General features: G+C 43.0%; 16 protein-coding genes and 2 pseudogenes. 7 read left to right on the forward strand and 11 right to left on the reverse strand.

What is annotated here, in order from left to right:
* Window positions 1-29 precede the first annotated feature (29 nt).
* Window positions 30-254: pseudogene (locus tag Q0541_RS07440) on the reverse strand (DUF433 domain-containing protein).
* A 246-nt stretch (window positions 255-500) separates the two neighbouring features.
* Here Q0541_RS07440 and Q0541_RS07445 point away from each other — a divergent pair.
* The gene (locus Q0541_RS07445) at window positions 501-797 is read left to right on the forward strand and encodes a hypothetical protein (RefSeq protein WP_298907684.1); all 297 of its coding nucleotides are present in this window, start codon (window positions 501-503) and stop codon (window positions 795-797) included.
* Between the two features lie 241 nt (window positions 798-1,038).
* Here Q0541_RS07445 and Q0541_RS07450 read toward each other — a convergent pair.
* Window positions 1,039-1,173, reverse strand: a pseudogene (locus Q0541_RS07450) (type II toxin-antitoxin system RelE/ParE family toxin); the annotation flags it as partial.
* A 20-nt stretch (window positions 1,174-1,193) separates the two neighbouring features.
* Window positions 1,194-1,463 carry a type II toxin-antitoxin system ParD family antitoxin gene (locus Q0541_RS07455; RefSeq protein WP_298907686.1) on the reverse strand — a complete coding sequence of 90 codons (270 nt, stop codon included), beginning with the start codon at window positions 1,461-1,463 and terminating at the stop codon, window positions 1,194-1,196.
* 17 nt (window positions 1,464-1,480) lie between these two features.
* Between Q0541_RS07455 and Q0541_RS07460 the strand changes: the two genes are divergently transcribed.
* The gene (locus Q0541_RS07460) at window positions 1,481-1,645 is read left to right on the forward strand and encodes a hypothetical protein (RefSeq protein ID WP_298907689.1); all 165 of its coding nucleotides are present in this window, start codon (window positions 1,481-1,483) and stop codon (window positions 1,643-1,645) included.
* Window positions 1,646-1,735: 90 nt separating this feature from the next.
* Window positions 1,736-2,458, forward strand: a complete 723-nt coding sequence (locus Q0541_RS07465) for a DUF475 domain-containing protein (protein WP_298907691.1) — start codon at window positions 1,736-1,738, stop codon at window positions 2,456-2,458.
* Between the two features lie 44 nt (window positions 2,459-2,502).
* On the opposite strand, the gene ndk is transcribed toward Q0541_RS07465, so the two are convergent.
* Window positions 2,503-2,952 (reverse strand): nucleoside-diphosphate kinase, encoded by a 450-nt coding sequence (ndk, locus tag Q0541_RS07470; protein ID WP_298907693.1) that lies wholly within the window; start codon window positions 2,950-2,952, stop codon window positions 2,503-2,505.
* Between the two features lie 272 nt (window positions 2,953-3,224).
* Here ndk and speA point away from each other — a divergent pair, with 272 nt between their 5' ends.
* The gene (gene speA / locus Q0541_RS07475; protein ID WP_298907696.1) at window positions 3,225-5,243 is read left to right on the forward strand and encodes a biosynthetic arginine decarboxylase; all 2,019 of its coding nucleotides are present in this window, start codon (window positions 3,225-3,227) and stop codon (window positions 5,241-5,243) included.
* A 389-nt stretch (window positions 5,244-5,632) separates the two neighbouring features.
* Here speA and Q0541_RS07480 read toward each other — a convergent pair whose 3' ends face one another.
* The 3 genes from Q0541_RS07480 to Q0541_RS07490 all read right to left on the reverse strand — a co-directional run bounded on the left by Q0541_RS07480 (window position 5,633) and on the right by Q0541_RS07490 (window position 9,483).
* Entirely contained in the window at window positions 5,633-6,802 is a 1,170-nt protein-coding gene (locus tag Q0541_RS07480) for an NDP-sugar synthase (RefSeq protein ID WP_298907697.1), read from the reverse strand.
* Between the two features lie 231 nt (window positions 6,803-7,033).
* Window positions 7,034-7,864, reverse strand: a complete 831-nt coding sequence (locus tag Q0541_RS07485) for a ScpA family protein (protein WP_298907700.1) — start codon at window positions 7,862-7,864, stop codon at window positions 7,034-7,036.
* Between the two features lie 533 nt (window positions 7,865-8,397).
* A complete protein-coding gene (locus Q0541_RS07490) occupies window positions 8,398-9,483 on the reverse strand; it encodes an AI-2E family transporter (protein ID WP_298907702.1) in 1,086 nt (361 codons plus the stop codon).
* A 112-nt stretch (window positions 9,484-9,595) separates the two neighbouring features.
* Here Q0541_RS07490 and pdxH point away from each other — a divergent pair, with 112 nt between their 5' ends.
* A complete protein-coding gene (gene pdxH / locus Q0541_RS07495; RefSeq protein ID WP_298907705.1) occupies window positions 9,596-10,240 on the forward strand; it encodes a pyridoxamine 5'-phosphate oxidase in 645 nt (214 codons plus the stop codon).
* 78 nt (window positions 10,241-10,318) lie between these two features.
* Here the strand turns inward: pdxH and Q0541_RS07500 are convergent, their stop codons facing one another.
* Window positions 10,319-10,939, reverse strand: a complete 621-nt coding sequence (locus tag Q0541_RS07500; protein WP_298907708.1) for an FMN-dependent NADH-azoreductase — start codon at window positions 10,937-10,939, stop codon at window positions 10,319-10,321.
* A gap of 147 nt (window positions 10,940-11,086) precedes the next feature.
* Here Q0541_RS07500 and Q0541_RS07505 point away from each other — a divergent pair, with 147 nt between their 5' ends.
* The gene (locus Q0541_RS07505; RefSeq protein ID WP_298907711.1) at window positions 11,087-11,491 is read left to right on the forward strand and encodes a helix-turn-helix domain-containing protein; all 405 of its coding nucleotides are present in this window, start codon (window positions 11,087-11,089) and stop codon (window positions 11,489-11,491) included.
* Here Q0541_RS07505 and pyrE read toward each other — a convergent pair.
* From pyrE to Q0541_RS07520, 3 genes are all read right to left on the reverse strand, one after another.
* Window positions 11,431-11,967, reverse strand: coding sequence for an orotate phosphoribosyltransferase (gene pyrE / locus Q0541_RS07510; protein WP_298907714.1), 537 nt, complete (start codon window positions 11,965-11,967; stop codon window positions 11,431-11,433). The genes Q0541_RS07505 and pyrE overlap by 61 nt on opposite strands.
* Window positions 11,968-12,049: 82 nt before the next feature.
* A complete protein-coding gene (locus Q0541_RS07515) occupies window positions 12,050-12,952 on the reverse strand; it encodes a DUF3153 domain-containing protein (protein WP_298907717.1) in 903 nt (300 codons plus the stop codon).
* Between the two features lie 138 nt (window positions 12,953-13,090).
* Window positions 13,091-13,633: a tetratricopeptide repeat protein gene (locus Q0541_RS07520; RefSeq protein ID WP_298907724.1), complete on the reverse strand. Its 543-nt coding sequence runs from the start codon at window positions 13,631-13,633 to the stop codon at window positions 13,091-13,093.
* A 170-nt stretch (window positions 13,634-13,803) separates the two neighbouring features.
* Here Q0541_RS07520 and Q0541_RS07525 point away from each other — a divergent pair, with 170 nt between their 5' ends.
* Complete coding sequence (locus Q0541_RS07525; RefSeq protein WP_298907727.1) at window positions 13,804-14,103, forward strand: hypothetical protein; 300 nt, start codon at window positions 13,804-13,806, stop codon at window positions 14,101-14,103.
* Window positions 14,104-14,255 lie beyond the last annotated feature (152 nt).

The following is a 14,255-nucleotide window of genomic DNA, read 5'->3' on the forward strand; positions in this document are numbered from 1 at the left end:
GTGGGGTGCAAGAGGATTCATGAGGCAATTCAATGAATGCTTTTGACTTGGCTGAGTCGAGCAGCAAATAACAAGACAGCCAAAATATCTTCAGATTCTAAATCGTCATAATCTGCCAATATTTCTTCATTACTCATACCAGAACTGAGCAGTTCCAAAATAAACTCAACTGGATAACGAAGTCCTCAAATACAAGGTTTACCGTGGCAGATATCTGGATTATGAATAATGCGTTGTAGAAGTGTGTCATTCATCAAGAAATATTCATAAATTATGACGATATTTTTGTTCTCATAAGCTAATTCTAGATGCCAAATAACGACAGCAAAAAAATAATTGTAGCTACAAATAAATACTTTTGAATGTTAATTTATTTTTGATTTAAGGCTTTACAAGTATAAAATTATACTATATTCTATAAAGAAGAAAGGCGATCGCCCTCTGCCAAGAAGCTGCGATCGCCTTTCTGTAAACCCCCATTCTGGGAGACAATTACAATCATGGCACAAGTACAAAAGTTTGTAAAAAATCAGAAGTTCGCCCAATTAGAATTACAACAATACTTGGGTAGCGAAAATTTAAACACACCCATCCTTAATCAACCTTCTGAAAATCTATTACCCAAAAGAGAACCGATTAAACATTTACTTATTGGTTCTCCAAAAGCCGTTACCAATACAATCTACCGTTTGCAAGCGATTGGCTACGCCAACATTGGAGACTGGAGTCCACTATTACCAACCGCTAACCCAGGCGAGGTAATGAGTATTTTAATCCGTCAGATTTTAATGCAATAGGACATATCAAGATGGGGCGTTGCGCCCTTGCGACAACGCACCCTACTTAAACTTCATCTTTTGTAGGGGTTTAGCATATTGCTAAACCCAAAAAGCAGTGATTTTAATCAGAAAATAGCGCCTCTAAATCACGATAGCCACTCACTATCCGCACAACTTCAATCCCCTCTACAATTGGGCGATAAAATATCAAATAATCATCAACTGGAAAGCTACGCAACGCAGGTGAAAGTTCATCCCGTCAGCGTCCCATACTGGGAAACTGTGCTAAAGTATCAAGCTTTTGAGTGATGATTGTGAGAAATCTATCTGCAATATCTGGATTTCCAGCAAATAAGTAATCGTTAATTTCTTGTAAGTCTTTTACAGCTTGGGGCGATAGAAAATATCAACTCATTATTGCGCTTGAGCCTTTTTCATGGCTTGGTTCTTTTGACGCAGTTGCTCGATTATTTCTCTACCGTCGAGTCGTTCTCCGCTATCAAGTTGCTTAACCCCGATCTCAATTTCTCTTTGCAGTTCCTCAAACCGACCCTTGTAAATACGTTCCCGTTCCTCCAACAGCCTAATACCTGCAAGGATCACTTCTTCTGATGAGGTGTACTTCCCGCTTGTAACCTGACTTTGAATGAACTGCTCAAGCTCGGTTGTTAAGGAAATATTCATAAACTATTACCATATTTTTGTTCTCATATTCTAATTCTAGATGCAAACTGACAGCAGTCCATTGCGATCGCATTGAGCAAGATGTTAAAACTTTTGATGTATTGAATAACACCCAAAACACCCTAATGGGACGGCGATCGCATCCATTCAACCCCCATCAAAATGCACCTCAACCACGTTAAGCTGAATTAGAGTGGCAATTTATTGCGCTTTTTAATATGCAAATCTCTGTTTTTGTCAAATTTTAATTTTTTCTGCTTGAGAAACCCGGAATGCTAGACCAAATTTTTGATTACCTCAACTTTCATTTTAGCGTTGAAGCCCCAATAGTTCTGCTGATCCTGATATTTTTAGAGGCGGTGTTATCTGCCGACAATGCGATCGCTCTGGCTGCGATCGCTCAAGGGCTAGAAGACAAAGAACTTGAGCGTAAGGCCCTCAACTTTGGTTTAGTCGTTGCCTATGTGCTGCGAATTACCCTGATTCTCACGGCTACTTGGGTACAACAATTCTGGCAATTTGAATTATTGGGTGCTGCTTACCTGCTGTGGTTGGTATTCCAACACTTTACCTCTCAACAAGATGAAGACGAGCAGCATCACGAACCGCGTTTTAGTTCGTTGTTGCAAGCAATACCCGTGATTGCATTTACAGATTTGGCATTTTCTTTGGATAGCGTGACAACTGCGATCGCAGTTTCTCAAGAAAAATGGCTGGTGCTGACGGGTGCAACAATTGGTATTATTACGCTGCGATTCATGGCGGGATTGTTTATCCGTTGGCTAGACGAATATGAAAACCTAGAAGATGCAGGCTATGTAACGGTAGCGTTGGTAGGCTTGCGCTTGTTGTTGAAAGTGGTGAACGATAGTTTAGTTCCACCAGAATGGATAATGATTCCTGCCATCTTCCTGATTTTAGGCTGGGGATTTTCCAAGCGTATTAACACTGAATTACCCCAAGTAGAACCGGAAAAGAGCGAAGTGTCGAAGTAAAAAGAGCAGGGGGCAGGGATTCCTAGTCCCCAGTCCCTACTATCTTACTCCTGCAACCAAGGCGTTAAGTGTGGTTGCCAATTGACTAATTCTTCATCCTTAAACCATAAAGCAATTTCCCGTTGCGCGGTTTCTTGAGCATCAGAACCGTGGATCAAGTTGCGACCAATATTCAAACCAAAATCACCGCGAATCGTTCCTGGCTCTGCTGTTAAAGGGTTCGTTGCACCAATAATTTTTCTGGCAGATCCAACGACGCCATCACCTTCCCATACCATCGCCACTACTGGGCTAGAAGTGATAAATTCGACTAAACCACTAAAAAAGGGACGTTCTCGGTGAACGTCATAGTGTTGTTCCGCCAAATCCCGACTGACTTTCAGGAATTTTAAACCAACTAGGGTAAAACCTTTAGTTTCAAAGCGACGGATAATTTCCCCCACTAATCCCCGCTGTACTCCATCAGGCTTAATTGCTAAGAATGTACGCTCCATTGCTATCTCCAAAAACTTAATGAATTTTTTATCTGGTCAATTGTCCTTTATTATTTGTCATTTGTTCTTCGTCTTGTGTCTTGAGACATTCGGTTTTGCACTAATGACCAATGACTCTTGATTTTTGACTTTTGAATGAGTGACTTTTGACTTCCCCAAAGGGGCTGACCAATCAGAGTTTATCTCAGAATTTATCTTTGGGTGCATATCCGTTCTCAGATGAATGCGCTAAATTGTTAACTCGTGGGTAGAAAAACTGAGGTTAGGAAGAAATGGGTGTTGAGCCAACTGCTACATCTGACGAGGTGGTACAAGTACCGGCCAATGGACATAAATCTGAAGTGAAAAATCATAAACAGAAAAAGTTGTTACCACCTAGTACTACCACAGGAGATTTACCTCACTCCTGGAAAATTGAGGATAGCGAAGCCTTATACCGGATTGAAGGTTGGGGACAACCTTATTTTTCGATTAACGCTGCTGGACACGTTACTGTTGCACCCAAGGGCGATCGCGGCGGATCTCTTGACTTGTTTGAATTGGTCAACGCCTTGAAGCAGCGCAACTTGGGACTTCCGATGTTGATTCGCTTTTCCGATATTTTGGAAGACCGGATTGAGCGGTTGAACGCTTGTTTTGCCAAAGCGATCGCCCGCTACAATTACCCTGGCGTCTACCGGGGCGTGTTTCCCGTCAAATGCAACCAAGAGCGGCATTTGATTGAGGATTTAGTGAAATTTGGCAAGCCTCATCAATTTGGTTTAGAAGCCGGTTCCAAGCCAGAATTAATGATTGCTCTGGCTGTCTTGGATACACCAGGAGCATTGTTAGTTTGCAACGGCTACAAAGACCGAGAATACATTGAAACGGCAATGTTAGCCCAAAGACTAGGGCAAACACCAATCATTGTCTTAGAACAGATTGAAGAGGTTGATTTGGTGATTAATGCCAATCGCCAATTAGGTATTAAGCCGATTTTGGGGGTTCGTGCTAAACTCAGTACCCAAGGCATGGGACGTTGGGGAGCCTCTAGTGGCGATCGCGCTAAATTTGGTTTGACTATGCCTGAGGTAATCGAGGCTGTTGACAAGTTACGGGAAGCTAACCTGCTCGATTCTTTGCAGTTGATGCACTTCCACATTGGCTCACAAATCTCTGCCATTAATGTGATTAAAGATGCCATCCAAGAAGCCAGCCGCATTTATGTGGAATTGGCGATGCTGGGGGCAGATATGAAATACCTTGATGTAGGTGGCGGCTTGGGTGTAGATTATGATGGCTCCCAAACCAACTTCTATGCATCGAAAAATTACAACATGCAGAACTATGCCAACGACATCGTGGCAGAGTTAAAAGATACCTGTGCAGAACGGCAGATTCCCGTACCAACACTGATTAGCGAAAGTGGACGAGCGCTCGCTTCCCATCAGTCGCTGCTGATTTTTGATGTTCTCAGTACTAGCGATGTCCCCCTTGACGCCCCAGAACCTCCACAAGAGGGAGAATCCCCAATTATTAATTATCTTTGGGAAAGCTTCCAATCCATCAACCAAGAGAATTACCAAGAGTTGTACCACGACGCTGCACAATTCAAAGAAGAAGCCATCAGCCGCTTCAACTTAGGAATTTTACGCCTCAGAGAACGAGCCAAGGCCGAACGCCTCTACTGGGCTTGTTGTCAAAAAATTCTCAACATTACTAGACAGCAAGAATACGTACCCGATGAACTGGAAGACTTAGAGAAAATTATGGCTTCCATATACTATGTCAATATGTCGGTGTTTCAATCGGCACCAGATTGCTGGGCGATCGATCAGCTATTCCCGATCATGCCAATCCACCGCTTAGATGAAGAACCAACGCGGCGAGGAATTTTAGCAGACCTCACCTGCGACAGTGATGGTAAAATCGACCGTTTTATTGACCTGCGCGATGTCAAGTCGGTTTTAGAGTTGCACACCTACAAGCCCGGAGAACCCTATTATTTGGGGATGTTCTTGAATGGAGCTTACCAAGAAATCATGGGCAATTTGCACAACTTATTTGGCGATACTAACGCCGTTCACATTCAATTGACGCCCAAAGGCTACCAGATTGAACACGTTGTCAAAGGTGACACCATGAGCGAAGTGGTGAGCTACGTCCAGTATGACTCCGAAGATATGGTGGAAAACATTCGCCAGCGTTGCGAGCAAGCATTAGAAGAAAAGCGCATTACCCTAGCAGAATCTCAGCGACTGCTGCAAACCTACGAGCAGAGTCTCAGAAGATATACGTACTTAAATAGTTAGGAGTGAGGAGTGAGGAGAGACGCGAAAAATCTTTGTTTGTACAGGAGTGAGGAGTGAGGAGAGACGCGAAAAATCTTTGTCTGTACAGGAGTGAGGAATTAAGAGTAGCTCTGTCAAAATGACATGATCTCGTTCCCATGCTCTGCATGGGAATGCTCATCTAGAGGCTCTGCCTATAGTCCAAGGAGGCAGAGCCTCCCCAAATTCATTCCTATGCAGAGCAATAGGAACGAGAGGTTAATAGTTTTTGGGCGGTCAAAAAAAATACATATGGGACTTGCAAAACCAAATTGAACTTCATAACAAAGGTTTCAGCATACTTGCGACCACCAAAACGCGGGCTAGAGTTAGGAATAAAGGTTATAACTCTTAACTCCTAACTCCTAACTTTAATTTGCGTTTGTCCCCAACAATTCCTCTATCGCTTGTCGTTCAACAGGGGTATGTGATGGCACCGTCTGACGGGCATCGGTAATCAGCCAGTCTAAAGCAGCTGCTTGAACATCGATCGCAGCGCCAGTTTTATCCACGCAATAACGTCCAAACACCAGCTTATCGACTAACCGGACTCCTGGGCCCAGGCGCGACCATTCAAAAATCACGCTGTTTTCCACTGTTGCACCACTACATATCCAACAATTGGGGCCAATCATCGCTGGGCCGACAATTTTAGCTCCATCTTCTATTCTGGTCATCCCGCCAATGTAAACTGGGCCTGTGATATCCACTTTGTCCCAATTTACAGCAACATTTAAGCCAGTATAGATGCCAGGGGCGACTTCATGACCAGGGATTTGCACATTTTTGATTTCACCCAGCAGTACACCGCGAATCGCCCGCCAATAGTCTGGTACTTTACCAATATCTACCCATTCAAAGTCCATAGGAATGGCATAGAAGGGAGCTTTGATTTCTACCAATTTGGGAAACAATTGACTACCAATGTCATATTCGACACCAGAGGGGATATAGTTAAAAACCTCTGGCTCAAAGATGTAAATACCAGTGTTGATGTTGGTGCTGAGGGCTTCTTCAGTTGAAGGTTTTTCTTGGAAAGCTTTGACACGACCCTCTTCGTCAGTCACAACCACACCGTAGCTAGAAACTTCTTCCTTGGGGACAGATTTCGTAATAATAGTAGCGATCGCCCCTCTAGCTTTATGCCATTTAACCGCCGCAGTTAAATCCAAGTCAATCAAAGCATCACCGCACAAAACCACAAAGGTATCATCAAAAAAAGGTGAGAAGTCTTGGATGCGGCGCATCCCTCCAGCTGAACCAATTGCTTCTCCCTCCAGTTTCCCCTCGTCATCAATTTTCCCTTCAAAGGAATAGGCAATCTGCACTCCAAACCGTTGACCATCACGAAAATAGTTTTCTATTTCCTCAGCCAAATGACTAACATTGACCATAATCTGGTCAAATCCATGTCGGCGTAACAGTTCCAGCAAGAACTCCATCACTGGCTTTTGCAGGATGGGAATCATCGGTTTGGGAATTGTATAGGTAATCGGACGCACGCGAGTCCCCTTGCCAGCTGCGAGAATCATCGCTTTCATAAAAATTTATTCCTCAACCACAAGCCAGTTTACTTTTATCGAGTGATACTTAATCATCAGTTTTTATTTATGCTCTAAGTCATCCCTCAAAACAGGGATAACAGGAATTAGTGGTTATTGCAACCATAGGTATACTTAGATGACAAGCGATCGCTTATCTTTTCAATTTACTCGGATTTTGGGGCTGAATCAAAAATCTGTAAATTATCTCTAGGTCTACTTTTGGCTTTCTTAATTCATCGGGTGCTCAAAAGGTTTGCAGGAGTTAGCTGAATCTGCTAGTAAGCGAATTTTAATCTCATGGTAAAACTCCTCTTGAAATAGCTCTACTTTCGATTGAGCCGAGAGTAGTAGTAGCGCCCAGAAAACGCTAACTAAATGACTGTGTTTAGACTCATGTCCAGACCCATTTTGGTTGAGAAGCTTTGTGTGAGTCCACAACTCTACAAGTTGTTCTAGATTCAACCAATTTTGTTCTAAATTTAGCTCCCTTGCCGATAAATTCAATACCTGCTCCAGTTCTCTAGCTACTTCCGTCAGATTTTCCTGGTGAGCTAACTCCAGCGCCTCCCGCATACTTTGGACGCTAGGCTGACGTCTCAGACGGATAGGTTTGCTGACTTTTTCTACTAGTTTTAGCTGGTTCGCCATAATCTGCAATTGCTCGATTAACTCTTGCAGAGTCACTCGACGTTTTGGTGGCGGCATTGCTGCTGGACGACGACGCAATTGCCGTTCTAATGGTAGACGATGACCTGGATGTGATATTCCGTCTTCATCTTCCAGTAGGGCATCATCTACTACACCATCTTGGACATCTCCTACTGTTGACAATTGCATCAATGTATTAGCTTTGAATAATACCAACATTGATGCTGACAAAAAGGCCTGTCCAGATTGAGACAAGTCCGCTTCATAACCTCTTCCTATTGCCTCCGGTGCCATCAGTTCTAAGTAACGGTCAATCACCTCAATCACTTGGACATCCCAAGGGTCAATTTCTCCCTGTTCAGCTTGGTAAATCAGGAGTGTGATTGTTTCTAATAGCTCAGAAGCTTCCATCAACAGGTTCTAAGTTAATTAATAAAAATCAAAAGACCGTAAATTCAACAGTAAACTCATTGACTATTGGCAAAGCGTGTACTTTATGAATTCCCTTGCGTTTCTTTTATTCAGGAATTGCCTGCTGGCAGTATCCGCTGAAATTTGCAATCAATCACCATTGTGAATTGTGAGATTAGAATGTGCAACTTTTGACCATACCAATTTTAGATTTTACATTTTAGATTTTAGATTAAAAAATCTTTTGGTTCATACTGGAGTAACGTCCCGCTATGCGCTTTTATCCCTTGTGGGTGACCAAAGAGGCAGAGGGGCAGTTCTTGCTGGGGGAGAACCCCATAAATAAATTTAGTTGCTCTGAAAACTTGGACGTATTATTTAGGAGTGCGTTACATCTCGAAATAAATGTTTTTCTTTTGAGCATAAATAAATTTAGGCGATGCACTGAGCAAAGCCGAAGTGGGCTTGAAAAGACAGTGATTGCTGGGGAATTTCAAGAATCTTTCCCCCCTGCTCCCTGCCCCCCTGCCATCTTAATCGTGGGGCGAGTCACGAGCAATGATCACACTTGAGAGAAAGTCACCTGACTTGCCGCTCTTAATCGCATCGAAAGTGCCTTTAATAGTACCAGCAATGGGAACAGCAACAAGCGTCCCCAACAACCCAGCAATCTCAAATCCCATCAAAATAGCCACAAAAATCCAGATCGGATTCAGTCCGATAAAATTGCCGAGTAACCTGGGAGCTAACAAGTTATCTTTAAGCTGCTGCATGATAATTGCCGCTATGGCAACTTGAACTGCCAACCACCAATTTTGCAGCAGTACTAAAATTGTTACCAGACCAATGCCTAGAGACGCCCCGATAAAGGGAATGAGTTCTGAGATACCAATTAATATGGCAAACAACAGGGCAAAGGGCACCTTTATCACTAAGAAAATTGGCGTTAGGGTTAGCACCATGAACAGTCCTAGCAACAACTGGCTGAGGAAGAAGTTCTGGAAATTTAGGCGCAAGGATGTGGTAAGAGGATCTCCAATATTAGAGGGCAAAAGATTGATCAGACCATACCAGACGCGATCGCCATATAAAAGCATATAAAATGCAAGCACAATGACTAACACTAAGTCAAGCAATCCTGAGAGTAGTGTTCCAGCAAATCCCACTGCCCCAGAAGCTAGCTGTTGCACCAGATTCTGAATGTTGGCATTAATTTGACTGGTCACAACCCTCAGATCAATTGGCAAACGTCGTTGTTTTGCCAGCATCTCAAACTGCTCCAAGTTTGCTTGACTGGCACCTAACCAATCAGGGATGTTATTTAATAGCTGGATTGTTTGGTTAATCACCAACGGCACTAGGGTGACACCCAGAATCCCAAACAGGGTTAACGTCGCAAGTAAAACTATGATCACCGCCTGAGTGCGCGTGATCTGAGCCCGTTCAAAGAACTTAACTGGGTAATTTAGTAGAAAAGCCAGAATCGCCGCAATGCTCAAGACGGTAATCGGATGCTGGAAATAGCGAAAAAGCACCGACAGTAGCCAGACATTGAGAGCGATAATTGGACCGCTTAGACCATAAATTAACAAGCGTTGAAGGGAGGCCGAACGGCGCATCTTATGCAACCTATTTTATATATTTTTTGAGAGAATTTATAAAATTCTTGATGGCACTGATCATCATCATAGATATTTTTAACAAAGACTGATCACAAGGAAACAAATCACAATGGACAAAACCGTAGCCGACCTTCGCAAGGATTACACCTTGGAAGGTTTAAGCGAACTCGAAGTAGACCTCAATCCTTTTATCCAATTTAAAAAATGGTTCGATCAGGCTCTAGCAGGACAACTTCCTGAACCCAATGCGATGACCATTGCTACCGCCACCCCAGACGGGAAGCCCTCGGCTAGAATGGTGCTGCTCAAGGATTTTGATGAACGAGGTTTTGTCTTATTCACCAACTACAACAGTCACAAAGGACTAGAACTGGCAGAAAATCCCCAGGCGGCTTTAGTCTTTTGGTGGGCAGAACTGGAACGTCAAATCCGAATTTCGGGGTATGTAGAGAAAGTTTCCGAAACTGAGTCTGACCAGTATTTTGACAGTCGCCCTGCCAACAGTCGCCTGGGTGCGTGGGTATCTAATCAAAGCGAGGCGATAGAAAGCCGAGAAGTTCTGGAGCGACGCTTGCAGGAGTTTAAGAGCAAATATGAAAATCAGGAGATTCCCCGACCGCCTCATTGGGGAGGCTTACGAGTGATCCCCACAGAAATTGAGTTTTGGCAAGGCCGCTCCAGCCGTCTGCACGATCGCTTACTCTATAGCCGTTTAGATAATGGCACTTGGAATATTAAGCGGTTGTCACCTTGAGGGGATGAGGGGGATGAGGGAGACAATGGAAAATTATACTTCCCCTGCTTCCCCTGCTCCCTTTCCCAGTTATCCTGCTTACCACTGGGCGATCGCATCTTGAATTGCTGCCCGTGCTTCTGATAGAGATTGGGTACGGGCATCATCACTATTGTTCATGCTATGAGCGTTAATAAATTGAATGTCTGTAAGCCCAATAAACCCAAAAATCGCCCGCAGGTATGGTTCTTGGAAGTTATAGGCAGCAGCAGGGGATGTTGCACTATAGTCAGCGCCGCTAGCTGTAATGATAACTGCCTTTTTACCCTCGACTAATCCTCTAAAACCTTGATCATTTAAAGCAACAGTCCGGTTAATCCGAACGATTTGGTCAATGTAAGCCTTGAAAGTGGAAGGTATATTAAAGTTATACATAGGCACTCCAAAGACATAGCGATCGGCAGCGAAAAATTCATCTACTAACTCGTCAGAAATCCTAATTGCCTCAGTTAACTCTGGGGTATGGGTTTCTGGTGGTGAAAATGCAGCTGCAATCCAAGGTTCATCAACGTGAGGAACTGGGTAATGTCCTAAATCTCGATAAGCGATCGCATCTTCAGGATGCGCCGCCCTCCAACGACTGACGAATTCCTTAGATAGTTCTCTTGAGTGCGATCGTTCAGCACGTGGGCTGGAATCAATATGTAGAATGTTTACCACGAAATATCTCCTGATTAGCTAGGATTTCTGCTTTTACTTTTTTGAGTTTTTATTTCAAAGCATTACATCAGATACTATAAGTAACTAGTTACTAAAGTAAAGTAGTTACTATAAAGTAACTGTTGGACAATTTTGGCTAACTTATCGATGTCTGTCTCTAAAAATCCTGATGCTTGCCCAGTCAGTATTCTGATGTCCTTACTATCAGGAACCTGGACAATGTATATACTGTGGGTGTTGTGTAATCGTGGGCCTACTCGCTTTGGTGCATTGAAGCATCTAGTCGAGGGCATCTCCACCAAAGTTCTGACTGAAAGACTGAGAATGCTTGAGGCAGCAGAAATTATTTATCGCCACTATGAACCAACTGTGCCACCTCAAGTAACTTACGGTCTGACAGAACATGGTCAAGAATTAATTGATGTGCTTCATCAACTCAATACACTAGCTGAACGCTGGTATGGCAGCGAACAACGAGAACATAGCAATATTCAAAGGGAATGTTTCATCCACACCGAAAGTTCTTCCATGTCAAACAGAGAAAGTTTTTGAATACTAGCTTTTTCAAGGCTGTTGTCTTGTGTACTTCCGCGCCAGATTACGCAAATTACGAAGTCCACGATCGCTCCCGCATTACGCAGCGCTTCTGTACTTTTTATAACCTGACCACCTGTTGTAATAACGTCTTCAATGATACACAACTTTTTTCCTTGGATATTAATCCCTTCTGCTATCTTCTCAGTCCCATATTCTTTTTTTGTCTTCCGAACAAAGACAACTGGCAATTCAACTTCTAATGAAATTGCTGTTGCCAAAGGAACTCCCCCTAATTCCAGCCCTGCCAAAATTTCCGTACCTGGTGAAATCTTTTTTACCATTTCTTTTGCTAACTGCTTCAGTAACAAAGGATTAGATTCAAACTGGTATTTATCAAAGTAATGGGAAGATATCTGACCTGAACGTAACCGAAACTCTCCATTCAAGTAAGAAACACGAACAATTTCTTTGGCTAATTCGCTATGGCTCATTTTTAGAAAAAGCTGGGGAAAGTATAAAAAAGCCGATGCATTCTCCATCGGCTTAACTGACAATATTGAACAGATGAATAGTCTACTGTTCCTGGATAGCTGCTGCTTTAGCAGGAAACTGAATTCTGGGATCTGGCATGAAATTGTATCTTAAGTAGAATCCTCCCCAGACAAACAGGGTAATTAACAACGCCCCAATACCAAGGGGGCTAGGAAGCCAGAAAACAGCTTCTATGTGATTTAGCTCACCAGGCTGGAGTTTCCACACTAGTTGATTGCCATTCTTTTCAGGCGCGATCGCAGTTTCAGTTAGTTGAATATTTTTGGCTCCCCAAGGAGTCTTCAAACTAAATTCCAGGTCGAGAATTGAACCAGCATTAGCCAGGACGTTACCTTTGCTGGCAATTAGAGAAAGCGATCGCAAATCCAAATCATAAATCAACCGATTTCGGACTAAAAGTAAAAAATTGTTCTCCTCCAAGAGGACGTTTGATTCAATTTTCGGCAGTTCTGAGTCAGATTTGCTCTGCACAGACTCAGATGATTGATTAACACGGGAGTTAAAAAATTCGTTGAATTTCTCTTGCAATTCCCTACCACTGCTAAAAGGAATTGTGACGATGATTTCTTCAGTGGAAATTCGCTGTGCTTTACCCTCAAGTTTACGGGCGCGGCGCTCTATGGTATTTAACCATTCATATACATAATCGCCACTAAAACTGGTTAGCCGTTCTCCCAACTTAATATGCTGTACTAGTTCACCACTATTTGAGTTGTCAAAGTTAAGCCCCACATCGTACTTCACACAGCCAGACAATAGCAGGGATGTTAACAGCACTAACCACAGAATAGGATTTCGGATGGGAAAAACGCGCTTGATTCGATTTCGACCATTCAGTGGTGAGAGAAATTTCATCTTTGCCAACACAAAACTAAATGGTCTGATTAACCACAAGAAAATCGTTCCGAAAATTGAAGAATTCATAACTATAAATCTCCCCAAAAGTCAAAGTTTTTAACCAATCTTGACTTCTTCGTATTGTTTGAGATTCGTGGAACACCATTTTGGTAAAGAATTTTAATCCAAAATCCAAAATCCAAAATCTAAAATCCAAAATTGGTATCAGCCAGGGGTTCCTGAAAAACTCAACCAAACCAAGTACGAGATGGTTAAACCAATGGCAATTAGCGCCACCCAGATAAAGCGATTATCTCTGGTATTGACCTGACTGAGGTCAACAAATTCTGGCTCCGTAGGTTTAGGCTTCTGCTGCACAGAAGATTTAGTAGGTTTAGCAGCAATAGAAATTTTGAGTTCATTATCGGGTAATGTGCCCAAATCGGGGATTTGGGTCATCCATTCGCTCGGTCTTTTCAGCTTTGGTGCTTTCAAGATGTAAAGCATCTGTCGCGCTTGTTTGCTGATTTCAAAAAAGGGATGGCGTTTGAGTCTTTCGCAAAGAGCGATCGCATCATCCGTGCGTCCAGCCGCTTCATAAGCTGTCACTAGATGAATTTCTACTTCGCCCCCAAGGCGAGAATTACCAGCTAACAGGGCGCTAGCCTTTTCTAAATTTTCTACGGCTTCGCGGTATTGCCCATTTTCAAAGGCAACTTTCCCAGTCTGGTAGCGGGTTTTAGCAATTTCTAAACTTTCTGCACTCACGTCTTCTATAAAAAATCAGCACTGTTTTAATTTTGCCAATGCCAGCAATCTTTTTGGAATCTTTTCAAAAGCTGGCAATCTGAAAGTGGATAAACTTCTAAAATTTTAACTAAGTAGCTGTGACTATTTTCTGATTAAAAATTCCGGTATCAAATACAAGTGAGCAAAATATGTTGAAAATCAAGCATTCGCAACTGAATTGGCTCTTAGCAGGCATGACTTTAGCAGTTATGGGTGCAAGCATTGCTCCAGCTTCTGCCCAGCGTGTGAGAGTGATTGATGGTGGTTATGGAGTCAGGCGATCGCCTGCTGTCGGTTCCTTTATTTATGGTAGTCCGATTCCCACACCTATGCCTGTAGACCCAGCAACGGGACTAATGCCACAACGCAATAATTACCCCGATTCTTATTATCCCCAGGTAAGGCAGCCCGATTCTTATTATCCCCAGGTAAGGCAGCCCGTGAGATAATTGCACCCTGATTAATCCAACTTTGATTAATCCGACAATTCGAGACTCAACTGTAGTTAATCCGGTGATTACAAATAATTCATGGCGTCGTACACCATTTAGCAGTGGGCGATCGCGGGTTATTATTACCTATCCCCGCTAGGGAACTGGGG

It is taken from the genome of uncultured Nostoc sp. (assembly GCF_937863485.1).
GTDB lineage: Bacteria > Cyanobacteriota > Cyanobacteriia > Cyanobacteriales > Nostocaceae > Nostoc.